Annotated in this window: 14 protein-coding genes, 1 tRNA gene and 1 riboswitch; of the genes, 8 read left to right on the plus strand and 7 right to left on the minus strand. The window is 69.6% G+C overall.

What is annotated here, in order from left to right; genetic code table 11:
- Positions 1-71 precede the first annotated feature (71 nt).
- Genes ABGB01_RS40205 through ABGB01_RS40220 form a run of 4 tightly spaced genes read left to right on the plus strand, consistent with a single transcriptional unit; the run spans position 72 to position 5605 of the window.
- Positions 72-554: a YbaB/EbfC family nucleoid-associated protein gene (locus tag ABGB01_RS40205; protein ID WP_347779082.1), complete on the plus strand. Its 483-nt coding sequence runs from the start codon at positions 72-74 to the stop codon at positions 552-554.
- A complete protein-coding gene (locus tag ABGB01_RS40210; RefSeq protein WP_347779083.1) occupies positions 551-874 on the plus strand; it encodes a hypothetical protein in 324 nt (107 codons plus the stop codon). The genes ABGB01_RS40205 and ABGB01_RS40210 overlap by 4 nt, the downstream gene beginning before the upstream one ends.
- The gene (locus ABGB01_RS40215) at positions 871-4911 is read left to right on the plus strand and encodes a hypothetical protein (RefSeq protein ID WP_347779084.1); all 4041 of its coding nucleotides are present in this window, start codon (positions 871-873) and stop codon (positions 4909-4911) included. Before ABGB01_RS40210 ends, ABGB01_RS40215 begins: the two co-directional genes overlap by 4 nt.
- A gap of 1 nt (position 4912) precedes the next feature.
- Positions 4913-5605 (plus strand): hypothetical protein, encoded by a 693-nt coding sequence (locus ABGB01_RS40220; RefSeq protein WP_347779086.1) that lies wholly within the window; start codon positions 4913-4915, stop codon positions 5603-5605.
- A gap of 1004 nt (positions 5606-6609) precedes the next feature.
- Here ABGB01_RS40220 and ABGB01_RS40225 read toward each other — a convergent pair.
- Positions 6610-6681, minus strand: a tRNA-Arg gene (locus ABGB01_RS40225).
- Between the two features lie 115 nt (positions 6682-6796).
- On the opposite strand from ABGB01_RS40225, the gene ABGB01_RS40230 reads away from it, so the two are divergent.
- From ABGB01_RS40230 to ABGB01_RS40240, 3 genes are all read left to right on the plus strand, one after another.
- A complete protein-coding gene (locus tag ABGB01_RS40230; protein WP_347779088.1) occupies positions 6797-7183 on the plus strand; it encodes a response regulator in 387 nt (128 codons plus the stop codon).
- Positions 7184-7319: 136 nt separating this feature from the next.
- Positions 7320-7982, plus strand: a complete 663-nt coding sequence (locus ABGB01_RS40235) for an AIM24 family protein (protein WP_347779090.1) — start codon at positions 7320-7322, stop codon at positions 7980-7982.
- Positions 7983-8114: 132 nt separating this feature from the next.
- Entirely contained in the window at positions 8115-8777 is a 663-nt protein-coding gene (locus ABGB01_RS40240) for a YHS domain protein (protein WP_347779091.1), read from the plus strand.
- On the opposite strand, the gene ABGB01_RS40245 is transcribed toward ABGB01_RS40240, so the two are convergent.
- From ABGB01_RS40245 to ABGB01_RS40265, 5 genes are all read right to left on the minus strand, one after another.
- Positions 8675-9319, minus strand: coding sequence for a hypothetical protein (locus ABGB01_RS40245; RefSeq protein ID WP_347779092.1), 645 nt, complete (start codon positions 9317-9319; stop codon positions 8675-8677). The two genes, ABGB01_RS40240 and ABGB01_RS40245, sit on opposite strands and share 103 nt — an antisense overlap.
- Positions 9277-10314 (minus strand): cellulose binding domain-containing protein, encoded by a 1038-nt coding sequence (locus ABGB01_RS40250; protein ID WP_347779094.1) that lies wholly within the window; start codon positions 10312-10314, stop codon positions 9277-9279. The genes ABGB01_RS40245 and ABGB01_RS40250 overlap by 43 nt, the downstream gene beginning before the upstream one ends.
- A 192-nt stretch (positions 10315-10506) precedes the next feature.
- A complete protein-coding gene (locus ABGB01_RS40255; RefSeq protein ID WP_347779096.1) occupies positions 10507-11340 on the minus strand; it encodes a universal stress protein in 834 nt (277 codons plus the stop codon).
- Positions 11341-11353: 13 nt separating this feature from the next.
- Positions 11354-11701 carry a hypothetical protein gene (locus ABGB01_RS40260; RefSeq protein WP_347779098.1) on the minus strand — a complete coding sequence of 116 codons (348 nt, stop codon included), beginning with the start codon at positions 11699-11701 and terminating at the stop codon, positions 11354-11356.
- Between the two features lie 38 nt (positions 11702-11739).
- The gene (locus ABGB01_RS40265) at positions 11740-11898 is read right to left on the minus strand and encodes a hypothetical protein (RefSeq protein ID WP_347779099.1); all 159 of its coding nucleotides are present in this window, start codon (positions 11896-11898) and stop codon (positions 11740-11742) included.
- Between the two features lie 51 nt (positions 11899-11949).
- Positions 11950-12062: riboswitch (TPP riboswitch) on the plus strand.
- Between ABGB01_RS40265 and thiC the strand changes: the two genes are divergently transcribed.
- A complete protein-coding gene (gene thiC / locus ABGB01_RS40270; RefSeq protein ID WP_347779100.1) occupies positions 12055-13659 on the plus strand; it encodes a phosphomethylpyrimidine synthase ThiC in 1605 nt (534 codons plus the stop codon). It overlaps the preceding riboswitch by 8 nt.
- Positions 13660-13665: 6 nt before the next feature.
- Here thiC and ABGB01_RS40275 read toward each other — a convergent pair whose 3' ends face one another.
- Positions 13666-14517: an SDR family oxidoreductase gene (locus tag ABGB01_RS40275; RefSeq protein ID WP_347779101.1), complete on the minus strand. Its 852-nt coding sequence runs from the start codon at positions 14515-14517 to the stop codon at positions 13666-13668.
- Between the last annotated feature and the right edge of the window lie 8 nt (positions 14518-14525).

Here is a 14525-nt window from a genome sequence, read left to right on the forward strand (position 1 = left end):
CGCACCGACCTGCCAGCCACACGCTGCCACTACGAGCAGGAAAAGAATCCACGGGCTTGTGTCTCCAGCGAATGTCAGCTGACGCGAGTGTCGAATCAATCTTCAACGCTTCAGGTGAACTGAAAATCAATGTGGCGTTGATTCTCCTTAGAGGGTGGGAGGAGCTTTTTGTGATGGACGCGTTCCAAGCAACGGTCAAGGAACTCGCAGACCAGGTCAACCAGCAGGTCGAGCGTTTACGCGACGCGTACGGGGCAATCAACGCGATCGAGTCCACGAGGGCGTCGCCCGACGGGATGATCAGCGTGACAGTGGGACCGCAGGGGCAGGTCCGCGGTATCGAGCTGAACCCGCGCGTCTACCGCAAACTGTCCGCCTCCGAGTTGGCCGGCGCTCTCATGGAGCAGATCAACCGCGCCACGGCCACGGTCACCGAGCAGCGCAGGCGGCTGATGGAACCGCTGATGCCGGCGGAACTCCCCTACGAGCAAGTCTTCGGAGAGAACGTCACACTCGACGCTTTCCTGCCCCCACGTGTGGATCCGGACGCATGACCAACCGCGACGCCCGACCCGAGACGGGCTACTCCGTCCGCTCGGAGTCGCTGCGCCTGCAGAGCCAGGTCTTCACCGCCCAGCGGGAAAGCCTCGCGAAAGCACGCGACGACCTGCGGGCCGCCTTCGACCGCGACAGGAACACGCTCGGCAATGACGAGTACGGCGCCGAGCTGGCCAAGAAGTTGCCTGAGATGGAGCGGAACATCTTCACGGCGTTGAAGGGCTGCATCGACGAGTTCGACGGCCTGGCCGGCGGCCTGCACACCAACGCCGGAAACTACGAGGCCGCCGACCGTCCGCGAACCGGTAACCCATGAGCTTCGACGGATTCCTCGTGCCCGACTGGGCCAAGCCGTACGTCGGCTGGGTCGTCGGCATGGACTGGCCGGAGGGTGACGAGAGCGGCTGTTTCCGGCTCGCCGACGCGTGCGTGACCGCCGCGCACGCGGTTGTCAAGGGCAGCGCCGCCGATCAGCCGTGGAGCGCGGACAAGATCGGCTCGGACTGGGACGGCGATGCGCACCTGGCCTTCGCCGAGCACGTCAGCGAGACGGTGGGCGGGCAGGTGGCCGACACGGTCAACCGGCTGATCAACGCCGCCGTCGCGCTCAACGGCGTGGGCATGCAGATTCAGTACGCCAAGTACATGATCGAGGTCACCGTCTGGCTGCTGATCCTGCAGCTCTCGTACCTGCTGACGATGGCCGTGGCCAGCGGCGGGGCGAGCCTGGCGCTCATCCCGGCACGTGTGCAACTCGCCCGCATGACCGTCGCGCAGATCGCCCAGAGGACCGTGCTCAACATCGCGATCTTCGCGGGGATCGTCGCGGGCATGGACGCCGGCGTCCAGCTCCTGCAGATGGCAAAGGGCCGCAGGGATGAGCTCGACCTGACCCAGATCGGGATCTCCGCGCTCAGCGGCGGCGCCATGGGCGGACTCATGGGGTTGTTGAGCGGCGGGCTCTCCCGGCTGGCCACGCCCGCCCTGCGCGCCGGGCTGACCAGGGCGGAGATGGGCGCGGCCGAGCGGCTGCTGTCAGCGGCCAGCTCCTCGTTGTACGGGCAGGCCGCGCAGTACGCGGTGACCGGCGGCCTCACGACGGCCGGGACCATGCTGGCGCAGGGAAACTTCGACTGGGACCTGCTGGCCAAGGGAGTCACTTCCAGCGCGCTTGGTGCGGACGGCCAGCACTTGAGCGCGCCGCTTCCGCACCGCAGCGACAGCACGCCGAATCCGTACGGCGGCTCCCTTCCCGACCTGGGTCCTCACCCCGACCCCGGCTCGCGTCCCGACGCCGGCCCTCGTGGGAACGGCTCCGATCAGGCTCCGTTCCGGGACCGCGACGGTACGACTCTGAGCCATGCGACCGACACCGGGCCCGCCCGCCAGAGCGCCGACCCGACCGGCCCGCCGGAACGGCAGCCGCTCAGCGCACAGGGAGAGACCCGGCCGCACACCGTGTCCGAGCAGGGCCCGGCGGCAGTGCGCACCCCGGAGGCTCTACGTTCCAGGACACCCGATCAGAGCACACCTCTTACGGGCCACGGCACGCCGGACCACAAGCCCGACGGCGCCTCCCGCCAGCCGGGCGACCGGCAATCCCACGGCACCACGCCGCACCGGCCCCCGGAGCGCCCTTCCGCCGCCGCGCCGCACCAGCCGCCGGAACGAGAAACCGGAGGCACCCCGCATCAGGTGCCGGAGCGGACAGCCGGTGACGCGCCGCGACAGGCGAATGACCGCACTCCTGGCGGCGCGGCGCAGCAGGCCGAACGTGGCCCCGGGAGCGGGAGCCCCGACGCGGCCGGGCGTGGCGACGGCGCGGAGCCGACCGCCTCCGCACGTTCGGAGCGGGGAATGCCAGGCGAGACACCTCCCACGGGGAGGATCGAACGGCTGCTCAACCATGCCCCCGATTCCGTCCCCGATCCCGACGGCACCACGCCGACGCCCCCTGCGGCCCGCGCGCCCGGCCTGGCGGGCGACGGCACGCCCGTGCCGCCGTTCCGTCCCAGCGACACCTCGGCCGGGCCCGCCCCGGGCAGAGCCGATGCGCGAGGCGGCACCCCGCCACGGGTCCCGTTCGGCTTCGAGCGTTTCCTCAACGATCCCCGCTGGTCACACGACGCCACGGGGTTCGAGCAGCGCCTGGGTGCGTACTACTTCAACGACCCGCAGACCGTGGACGCCGCCCGCGCCGCGCTCGGCAAGCTGCGGGACGTCCTCATGAGCCTCACCCCGAGACAGCCCGGCGAAAGCCCCGCGGCCTTCGCCCGCCGCGTGGACGGCGTCTTCTTCAAGGACGACCCCTCCTGCGCCGGCCAGGTGGGCACGCGCTCCGGGGTGACCGTCGACGACCTGCTCGCGCACGGAAATTTGCGCGAGCTGGTGACGGCCTTCTACAACGGCGCCTACTACAATCGCGCCAACCCGAACATCTTCGGCAAGGCCCTGCTCGACCTCATGGACGCGCGCGCCTGGGATCGGGCCGGCGAGGTCGGCCTCGACGTCGGCGAGGTGCGGCGATCACAGCACCAGCTCGACGAGCGGTGGCACCGGCCGGCGCTCGGCCGGCTGGAGACCAGCTTCAGGCCCGGCAGGCACACCTTCGCCCGCGACCCGTTCGGCACGGGCAACGTGGGCATGCTCGCGGAACGCGGGGCCAGGGACGTAGCGGAGATGATCTCAAGCCAGTACAGCCGCCGTGACCGCTCGGAGGCGGAGATCCAGGAGCTCGGCCTCAACACGACGCCCGGCCACTACGAACGGGTGGGGGCACCGCTGGGCAGGTTCGAGTCGGCGTTCGTGGAGGAGCACCTCAGCAGGCCGCTCGACCCCGGCACGCCCCTTACCTGGCGTGAGGGCGTGACCATACACGACACCACCGGCGGCCGGTGGGCGAGGCAGATCTCCAGCGAAGGTTTCCCGGTAGTCGACGGCATATCCGGCACCACCGCCAAAATGCTCACCGCGGTCAAGTTCCTCGACCTCGGGCCCGGGACGACCGAGCGTTTCCTCGGCGCGCTCATGGGGTGGATGTTGCCGGGCCGGAACCACTCGTTGTTCGAGGTCGCCAGAGGCGCGCAGATCGCGGACGTGGGCAGCATGCGGCTTGAGCCCGGCTCCCGGCCCAGCGCGGTGGACTTCTACCGGAGCCTGCCGGGTGTGGACCTCGCCACGTTGCGGCGAGAGGTCCTGCCCGACGGCATGTTCCCGCACGAGTCCAGATATTTCGTGAACGCCAGAGACAGCGCCGGTTTCTCCGAGACGCAACATCCGAAGGTGGGCGAAACCGTCGACCGCCTCTGGCCCCAGCTCGAAAGCGGCCGGGTCACCGATCCGGACCTCGCGGCCTGGCTGGACCGCTCGGGCATCGACGCGGCCGATCCGGCGGCGGTGAGGGCTTTGGGCGACCGGCTGTCGCCCGCGCACGTGATGGCGCTGACCGTGTACACCAGGCACAGCCACTACCTGATCAACAACGTGACGCGCACCCAGCTCTGGACCAACGGCCTGTCGGAGCCGCTGGTCCGGAACCAGATGGTGGGCAAGGTCAACCAGCTCGTCGGCAACTATCTGGACAACCTCGCCGCGGGCGCCAAAGCGCTGCCGCTGCCCCTGGCCCTGCGCCCGCTCCTGCACGTGGGCGATGGTCACCTGAACTCCAGGTCACCGCTGAACTCGCTGGCCGACGCCTACGTCGATGCGGGGCGCCGTATCGACGAGGCCAAGGATCGGATGGCCGAAGCCAGGGAGGAAAGCCGCAAGGAGGATGTCAAGCAGGCCGGCCAGGACCTCAGGGAGGCCCGCAGGGAGCAGAAAGATGCATGGAACGCGCTCCAGGAGAAACTCGGCAGTGTCACCCCGAAACTCTGGGACGAGATGCGCTGGCACGCCGACATGGTGCACGACGCGATGGCCCAGCTACCGGGGGTCGGCTCGCCCGAGCACCCGGTGCAGGCGTACCGGGGGGACTGGATGACTCCGGTGCACTCGCCCATCTACGGCTCCAAGCTGTACCCGCACGGGACGGCCCGCGAGTTCCTCAGCGTGAGCAAGCTGCTGGAGGTGGCGATCAGATTCATGGTCGAGAACCCGGCCGGCGACCGTAAGGTCCTCGTCGCCTATCAGCTCGTCGGGCAGCAGGCCAAGGACATCTCGATCTTCTCCTCCTTCGCCGAGGACCAGGAGGCCGTCTTCCCGCCGCGTTCGCGTATGCACCGGGTGAACGATCCGGAGCTGGACGCGAGGCTTCGCGCGGAGGTGAGCGAGCTGGCGGCGGACATGGTCGAACGAGGCGTCATCCCGGAGGCTCCGAGCTCGTATGAGATCATCGTGATGGAGGAGAGCTGACGTGAGCGCCGAATGGGCTGAGCTGGACGACAGGGCATGGCGGCTCTACAGCGGCATCCACCGGATGTTGCTCCGCCTGGCGGGCCGGTTGCCCGACGAGCTGATCACCCGCACCCGCACCATGCTGGCCGAAGGCGACCTGGCCTACCTGCCCGACACGGTGACGATCGCCGCGGTGGAGGCCGGGATCCCGCTGACGGCCGAAGAGAGCGCGGTCATGCGCGAGGTGTTCGCGGCGCTCGGCCTCGAAGGGGCGCCGACGGGCGGCGACGAGGTCACGCTCACGACGACCACGCCCGCGACCGGTCACACGTTCTCCCCCGACTCGGAGCGACCACCGCGCGTTCCCGCCGGGCTCGACCTGACGGACGGCGTTCCCGACGAGCTGGCCGACCTGGAGGACGACCTGTTCGACCTCACCGACCACCTCGTGGTGGACGCACTCAGTGGGCACGCGGGGGTCGCGGCGGTACGCCGCGCCTGGCGCGACGGTCCCGGCGGGGTGCGGCGGGTCCACCTCGTGGAGGTCGATCCAGGGGTACCCGCCTGGGAGGTGGCGTTGGAGGGGCAGGCCGAGTCGTCGCAGATGGACGAGAGCGACCCCCAGGTCGAGGTCTACTGGACCGGAGACGACCTGCCGCCCTATCACCGGGCCGCGATCGAGGCCGCGACCCTGCTGTGGCGGCGCGGGTGACGGTCCTGCCTGCCTCGTAGCGGGGTGGCACCTCGCCACGGGCGTGGTAGTCCTATCCGAGACCCGCCGTCCCGAGCAGCATCCCGGCGCAAAGATCGTCTGCCGTGATCGCGGTGATGCCTATGCCGAGGCCGTACACACCGCCGCGCCGGAGCCGTGCAGGTCACGGATCGTTTCCACGTCTGGCGCAACGTGTGCGACGCGGTGGAGAAGTGCGTCCTGCCGCACCGGACCTGCCCGCCGAGCCGGCCGATGACGAGCTGCGCGGACTTCTTGGTCAGCTTCACCCAGCGACCTGAGTTGGCGGCGATCTCGGAACCCGCCTGTGCGGCCCAAGCCCCGGCACTGCAGGTCAGCGGCGGCGGGAGGCGCAATTCATGCAGGTCCTGATGGCCGGGAGCACCTGCAGGCGCGGGCGCTGTGGGTGGCACGGGACAAACGAGGGTGTCCCGTGCGGGGAGACGCCCTTCGCCAGCGTCAAGCTCCACTACGCCGACTTCCAGCCTGTCTACTCCGCGTGCGAGCGTGCCGTGCGGGAGATTCTGAGCGGTACGGCTTCCCGATACCGCCCAGCCACTAGACCCTGAGAGCCCGCGAGACCCGGCTTAGGGTTTCGGTGCGCGCCTACAGGTCACGGTCAAGGATCAGGACCTTAGGCTCGGTCGAGCGGATTCCCGCGGGTCTACGCCGACTGCCACGAGTCCGTCACCATCCAGCACGCCACAGGTAATCTCGCACTGATCGTAGGCTCCGAAGATGATCAATGCCCGGGCGATTCGGGGATCCGCTGACCCGCGCTGGTCTCACGCGCATCTGAGGAAACACAGTTGACATAGAGCCGCCGCGCCCGTTGTAGGCATTGATGGAAGCTCGATCATGGTCCACAACTGGTCCACAGCCAGCGAGCGTCAACGAGAACGGGCGGGACTCCGTGAGACTGGAGGCCCGCCCGCACCTGCGATGTTTGCCCTGGTCAGCCGTCGGAACCGCTGGTCAAGGTCGAGTGCCCCCTGCAGGATTCGAACCTGCGCACCCGGCTCCGGAGGCCGGTGCTCTATCCCCTGAGCTAAGGGGGCTGACGAGTGACAAGGCTATCAGCATCCCGACACCACTCGGCACCGGATAACGCTCCTTGAACACATCCCGCAAAAACCCGGCGTGACCACCCCACTACAGGTTAACTTGGCGCCCGTGGGCGAGGTTCTTGGGAAAGTACTGGTCGTGGACGATGACGAGGTCATCCGCCAGCTCATCGCGGTCAACCTGAACCTGGAGGGGTTCGAGGTGACGACCGCGACCGATGGGCAGGATTGCCTTGATCGCGTGCTCGAGGTCATGCCGGACGTCATCACGCTCGACGTGATGATGCCCTGCCTGGACGGATGGACGACGGCGGAGAAGCTGCGCACCGACGAGGCCACCAGGCACATCAAGGTGGTGCTGATCACGGCGCGGGCGCAGGACGATGATCGGGCGCGCGGGCTGGGCATCGGGGTGGACGCCTACCTGACCAAGCCGTTCGACCCGGCGGAGTTGATCCAGGTCGTGCGGGATCTGGCGGCGGGCGTTCAGGAATGAGCTAAAACGGGCTGGCATTCAGGGGCGAACGGGCCGGCGTGAAGGAGCATGCACCCGTGGCGGGCGCCGGGCGCGTACGCGGTTGTGGGGGTTTTTCCGTACGCTGGCGGGCACAGCTTCTCGAAAGGTAGACAACGTGCGCAGCTCGATCTTCGGAAACCTCGACGCCCAGCCGCTGCCCCCTGGCTTCGCCCTCCAGAACGGCAAGATGCTCCGGGTGCAGTTGCCCGAAGTGCTGGCCAAGCAGGGCTCGATGGTCGCCTTCCAGGGGAAGATGGATTTCGACTACGAAGGCTCGGGCGGCCTCGGCAAGCTGTTCAAGAAGGCGATGACGGGCGAGGGTGCGTCGCTGATGCGGGTGCGCGGCGAAGGGCTGCTCTATCTCGCCGACAACGCCGACGACATCCACCTGTTCTTCCTGGAGAACGAGGGGCTCACGGTCAACGGGCGCAACCTGCTGGCCTTCCAGCCGCAGTTGTCGTGGGACATCCAGCGCGTCCAGGGCGCCGGTGTCGCGGCGGGCGGGTTGTTCAACACGACGGTCACCGGCACCGGTTGGGTGGCGGTGACGACGCACGGCACGCCGGTGTTGCTCGATGCCGCGCAGATGCCGACGTTCGCCGATGGGCAGTCCGCCGTGTGCTGGAGCACCAGCCTGCAGGTGGGGGTGAACAGGTCGATGAAGGCGGGGGCGCTGATCGGCCGGGGGAGCGGCGAGGCCATGCAGCTGGCGTTCAACGGGCAGGGGTTCGTGCTGGTGCAGGCCAGTGAGGGCGCTCCCGTGGTGCAGGCTTCCTGACCGGTTCCAGTCTCGGCCTACTTCCTCCGTAGTACGGAAGAGACGCTCCTCCCGTCGGATGCCTTCGTATACCCCTCCCGGGCATTGTGGAGGCGTGCGGAGAAGTCTGTTCCGAAGGGTGGGGTGAGCGCGATGCTGCTGATCGATGTGTACGTTCCCAGGGGAGCTCTGAGCGAGGACGAACGCCAGAAGCTGGGGCGCCGGCTCATCGACACGCTGATGGTCGAGGACGACAGCCACGCCATGGAGATCATCGATGCGCAACGTCTGATCACGCAGGTCCTCGTGCACGAGCCGGCCACCTGGGTTCTCGGTCAGCGGCCGGCGGCGGATCCGGCGGCTCCGCCGCGCTATCTCGTACGCGTCACCGTCCCGGCGTCGTGGCGCAAGGAGGTGTGCGAGCACATGGTGGAAACCGCGACCGCCATCCTGGCCGAGATCGAGCGGGAGGCCGGCCGCGATCCCGAACGCGTGCGACGCGAACCCCACGCGGTGATCCTCGTCGAGGGCATCACCGAGGGCGGCATCGGGATCCAAGGGAGGGTCATGGACAGCATGGATCTCACCGAGCTCGTCTCACGCCCGTACCGCGACGGCGCGTCCGAGCGTGAGGCGCCGCCCCAGGTGGACGACAAGCTGATCGACCCGATCTGCGGCATGAGCGTGGATCTCGACACTCCTCTCACCCTTGTTCACCAGGGCACCTTGTACGGCTTCTGCCACGGCCTGTGCCGGAGGGCCTTCGCCGACGAGCACGGTCTGTCGCTCAGCAGGCAACACGGAGACACCCCCTGAGAGCGCCGGGTGTGGATGTATCCGACCGCGGCACCGAGCAGGCACACCCCCCACGTCAGAAAGACCGGGTACGTCCCGGCGAACGCCCAGCTGCCGTCGAGAACCTCGGCGCCACCCTCGGGCGCGCACGTGCGGGTGAAGCCGAAGGCCAGGCAACTCGTCATCATCGCCCCGTACTGGCCGACGAGCAGCCCGACTGCCAGGGCCGGGACGGCGGCGAGGCCGGTCGGCACCCGCCGGCCGCCGAGCCACGGCACCCATGCGGGCACGATCTGCCCCCATCGGCTGATCAGCCCGAGGGCGAGCAGGCCGCCGGCCACCGGCCCTGCGACGAGCAGCCCCCCAGTACACCGGCGAGCCGCGAGCCCCGCTGCGGAGGGTCCCGCCACGCCGAACGGCACGCCGAGCCCCCACAGCAGGTGCGGTACGGAGAACCCCAGCACCGGCACGCGGGCCGCGTACGCCACGAGGAGCCTCGCCTGGCCTCGATCGCCGCCGGTCAGGAGCAGGTGGGTACGGGCGCGGTGTTGGTGCCGTTCCACGAGGCCAGAAAGCCGAACGTGGCCGAGGCGCCGGGCGCGAGCGTGCCGTTCCAGCCGACGTCGCGCACGATCACCGCGGAGCCACTGGCGCTCAGCGTGCCGTTCCAGATCTGGTTGATCCGCTGCCCGTCGGCGAACGCCCACCGCACCTCCCACCCGTTCATGGGAGCCGTGCCGGTGTTCGTGACGGTGACCTCGCCCTGGAAGCCGCCCTGCCACTGTCCGGCGTTCCTGTACGAGGCCGCGCAGTCACCCGGAGGCGGGTCGGTGGGATCGGGGTCGGGGTCAGGGTCGGCGCCGGCCAGGGCGTCCACCAGCGCCGGATACCACGTGTCGGCCATCTTCTGGTCGCCTGCGGCGTTGGGGTGCACCCCGTCGTAGGTGTCCGTGGCGGTGCTGAACCCCGTCCACTGGTCGACGACCGTGATCGGCGACTGCTCGGTGGTGGTGGCGGCGGCCCAGGCGGGGATGGCGTTGTTGAAGGCCACGGCCCGCTGGGCGCAGTCCGCGCAGCTGGACGGGTTCATCGGGATGATCTTGGCGACGAGGATCTTCATGGCGGGGTTGCTCGCTCGCATCTGGTTCACCAGCGTGGTGAACGCGCCCAGGATCGTCGCCGGAGCGATGTTGCTCCACACGTCGTTCGTGCCGAAGTGCATGAGCACGACGTCGGGCCGGGTCGCGGAGAGCCAGCCGGGCAGCTGGTTCTGGGCGGCGACGTTGGTGGCCAGGAAGCCGCCGTGGCCCTCGTTGTCGCCGTCGTGGGCGACACCGCAACCCTGGGGCGGGAGGGTGCCGACGAAGTCGATGTTCGTGTGGCCGGCGTTCTGGAGCCTGTTCCAGAGCAGCGCCCGCCAGCAGCCGGGGGAGCCCGTGATCGAGTCGCCCAGGGGCATGATCCTGGTCGCCGCGGCGCCGGCGGGCGTGGTCGTCGCGAACAACACCGCGGCGGCCGCGGCCAGCATGGCCGCCAGCACGGCGCTGATCCTGCGCATCGTCTGCTCTCCCGTCGTCGCCTGCGCAGATGGTAAGAAGCACCGGTCCGCGGTGGGAAGCAGGCGCGCACGCCCGCCCGGGTGACCTGCGGCGACGGATGTAACTTTCAGGCCCGCACCGCGCCAAGGAGCGGGAGCGCACCACGGCCGGGGCCGGCCCGCACCACGCCGAAGGTCACACCACGGCGGGGGTCAGACCCGCACCACGGCGAGGGGGCAGGGGGTGTGGTGCAGCAGGGCCTGGCTGATCGAGCCGAGCAACATGCCGGCGAGCTGCCCGTGCCCGCGTGAGCCGACCACGAGCAGGTCGGCGCCCTCGGCCGCCTCCCTCAGCACCTCGACGGGGTGGCCGTGCACGACTTCGGGCAGCACGTCGACGTCCGGGTGCCGCTCCTGGCGCTCGGCCAGCAGGTCTTTCAGCTGCTGCAGGGTGTGCTGCTCGTTCTCGGGGTCGGCGGGGACGAAGCCGCCGGGCCGCGGCCACGCCCACGCCTGTACGACCCGCAGCCGCGCCTCGCGCAGCTCGGCTTCGGTGAAGGCGAAGTCGAGTGCCCGCAGGCCGTGAGGCGAGCCGTCGGTGCCGGCCACGATCTCGCCGCGCGGCGCCGCGGGCCGCTCGCCGACCACGACGACGTTCGTAAGGGCGTGGGCGGCGACCCCGTGGGCGACGGATCCGACCAGCAGCCCGCGTACGCCGCCGATGCCGTGGCCGCCGACGACCAGCAGGTCGGCCTGTTCCGCGGCCTTGATCAGCGCGGAGCGGGGGTCGCCGGGCAGCAGGGTGGTCTCGACGATGATCGCGGGGCGTTCGCGCAGCGCCCGGTCGTGGGCGGCGACGAGCACCGAGTTGGCTTCGTCGCGCATCCACCGGGCGACCTCGGCGTAGCGGTGGGACAGCGCGTCGTTCACCCACCGCGGCACGGCGTGGGCCACGGTGAGCGTTGTGCGGCGCAGCGCCGCCTCGGTGGCCGCCCAGCCGGCGGCCTCCAGCCCGGCGCGCGAGCCATCCACCCCAACAATGATCATGGCGTCTGCCACCTCAGGAGAAGGCGTAGCACTCCACTTCGGCGCGGCGGAACGAGATGCCGTGCTCCTGGGAGTCGCGGATGCAGGCGCGCTCGGCCTCGCTGAGCTGGAGTGTGCCGCACACGGTCACGCCGGCGTACGTACGGCAGTCGAGATCGGCGTCCCTGGCGCCGATGCGGAAGATCTCCTTGACCGTCGAGCGGCAACGAGCCTTGCCCGTGTCGGCGTAGCGGCACTGGGCGAGCAGCGTCCGGTATTGCTCCTCGCTCACCTCGTGCTGGTCCGTCCCGTCGCCGTGGGCGGCGGGGGCGCCGAAGGTGGCCAGCAGCACGAGTCCTGCGACAGCGGCGATCTTTTTCATAGTCCCCCTGATGGGGTTGGTACCGCTGGAGAGTGCCGTCAAACCTCGCGCTTGATCGCCAGGACGCTCAGCCACGTGCGCCCGGCGGTGTTCAGGCCGTGCTCGACGGTGTCGAATCCGGCCGCGTGGACGAGGCGCAGGAGCGTGCCGGGGTCGCGGTGGACGGTGGCCGCGGTCGTTGACGTGGGATCTTCCATTTTGCGGATGATGTCATGTTTCGTCCTGACATGGGCGTGGGTAGGATCACCGCCGTCCAACGCGGGAGCCCGGTGCGGACCGGGCTGAGAGGACGGCTGAGAGCCGCCGACCGCCAGAACCTGCTCCGGGTAATGCCGGCGAAGGGAGTTTGCGCGATGACCGACGCGCGTGTCCCCACCTTTACCAAGATCTACGAAAGCGACCTCCGCGTCCCCAAGCGCCAGGTCAACCTCTCCGACGGCTCGTCGGTGACGCTCTACGACACCTCAGGCCCGTACACCGACCCGTACGTCGAGACCGACGTGCGGCGCGGGCTGGCGCGCCTGCGCGAGCCGTGGGTCGCAGGGCGCCGCGCGGCGGGCGAGCCCGTGACCCAGGTGGCCTGCGCCAGGCGGGGGATCGTCACCAGGGAGATGGAGTTCGTAGCCGTGCGGGAGGGCGTCACCCCCGAGTTCGTACGCCAGGAGGTCGCCGCCGGCCGGGCCATCATCCCCGCCAACGTCAACCACCTCGAGACCGAGCCGATGATCATCGGCCGCAACTTCCTCGTCAAGATCAACGCCAACATCGGCAACTCCGCCGTGACCTCCTCCATCGAGGAGGAGGTCGAGAAGATGACCTGGGCCACCCGGTGGGGCGCCGACACGATCATGGACCTGTCCACCGGACCCGACATCCACGAGACCCGCGAGTGGATCATCCGCAACTCGCCGGTGCCGGTCGGGACCGTGCCCATCTACCAGGCGCTGGAGAAGGTCAAGGGCCGCCCGGAGGCGCTGTCGTGGGAGGTCTTCCGCGACACCCTGATCGAGCAGTGCGAGCAGGGCGTCGACTACGTGACCGTGCACGCGGGGGTGCGGCTGGCGTACGTGCCGCTCACGGCCCGCCGCAAGACCGGGATCGTCTCGCGCGGGGGCTCGATCATGGCCGCCTGGTGCCTGGCGCACCACCGCGAGAGCTTCCTGTACGAGCACTTCGACGAGATGTGCGAGCTCCTGGCCCGCTACGACGTGTCGTTCTCCCTCGGTGACGGGCTGCGCCCCGGCTCGATCGCGGACGCCAACGACGAGGCCCAGTTCGCCGAGTTGCGCACGCTCGGCGAGCTGACCACGATCGCGCGGGCGCACGACGTCCAGGTGATGATCGAAGGCCCGGGGCACGTGCCCATGCACAAGATCAAGGAGAACGTCGACCTGCAGCGCGAGCTCTGCGACGACGCGCCGTTCTACACCCTCGGCCCGCTCGTCACGGACGTCGCCCCCGGATACGACCACATCACCTCGGGCATCGGCGCCGCCATGATCGGCTGGTACGGCACGGCCATGCTCTGCTACGTCACCCCCAAGGAGCACCTCGGCCTGCCGAACAAGGACGACGTCAAGACCGGCGTGATCACGTACAAGATCGCCGCCCACGCCGCGGACCTCGCCAAGGGCCACCCCGGGGCTCAGGCGTGGGACGACGCGCTGTCGGACGCGCGGTTCGAGTTCCGCTGGGAGGACCAGTTCGACCTGTCGCTCGACCCCGACACCGCGCGGGCCTTCCACGACGAGACCCTGCCCGCAGCGCCGGCCAAGACCGCTCACTTCTGCTCGATGTGCGGCCCCAAGTTCTGCTCCATGCGCATCAGTCACGACGTGCGGCGCTACGCCGACGAGCACGGGCTGGACACGCAGGAGGCGATCGAGGCCGGCATGGCGGAGAAGGCGGCCGAGTTCACCAGGCGCGGCGGCAGGGTCTACCTGCCGATGGCCGACTGACCAGGGCTAACCGGGCAGCGTCTCGCCGCCGATCGGGGCCAGCACCTCGCCCGTGTAGTACGACGACATCCGGTCGGAGGCGAAGAACACGTACGAGGGGGCGATCTCGTCCGGGTCGGCGGGCCGGCCCATCGGGACGTGCCCGCCGAACGAGCCGACCTTCTCCTCCGGCAGGGTCGCCGGGATCAGCGGCGTCCAGACCGGGCCCGGCGCCACGGCGTTGATCCGGATGCCGCGATCGACCAGGTTCTGGGCCATGGAGTAGGTGAAGGCGTTGATGGCGCCCTTGGTGGCGGAATAGTCGATGAGCGTCTTGTTGCCGCGCAGGCCGTTGATCGAGGAGGTGTTGATGATCGCGCTCCCCTCGCGCAGGTGGGGGAGCGCGGCCTTCATGACGCGGAAGTAGCTGTGGATGTTGACCGCGAACGTGTGCTCCCACTGCTCGTCGGTCAGCTCCTCCAGGCCGTCGACGGGCGCCTGGTAGGCCACGTTGTTCACCAGGACGTCCAGGCCGCCCAGCTCGGCCACGGTCTGCTCGACGACGGACGCGCAGTGGTCGCGGTCGCCCAGGTCGCCGGGCAGGAGCACGCAGCGCCGCCCGGTCGCCTCCACCAGCTTGCGGGTGTGCGCGGCGTCCTCGTGCTCGCTGAGGTACGCGATCGCGACGTCGGCGCCCTCCTTGGCGAAGGCCACGGCGACCGCCCGGCCGATGCCCGAGTCGCCGCCGGTGATCAGCGCCTTCTTGCCGTTCAGCAGGTCACGGCCCACGTAGTCGCGCATCTCGTCGCGCGGCTCAGGGGCCATCTCTTCCGTACGGCCCGGGTACGGCTGGTTCTGGGCGGGTGGTGTGTGCGACATGTCCAGCG

This window comes from Nonomuraea sp. B5E05 (assembly GCF_039880665.1).
Lineage (GTDB): Bacteria > Actinomycetota > Actinomycetes > Streptosporangiales > Streptosporangiaceae > Nonomuraea.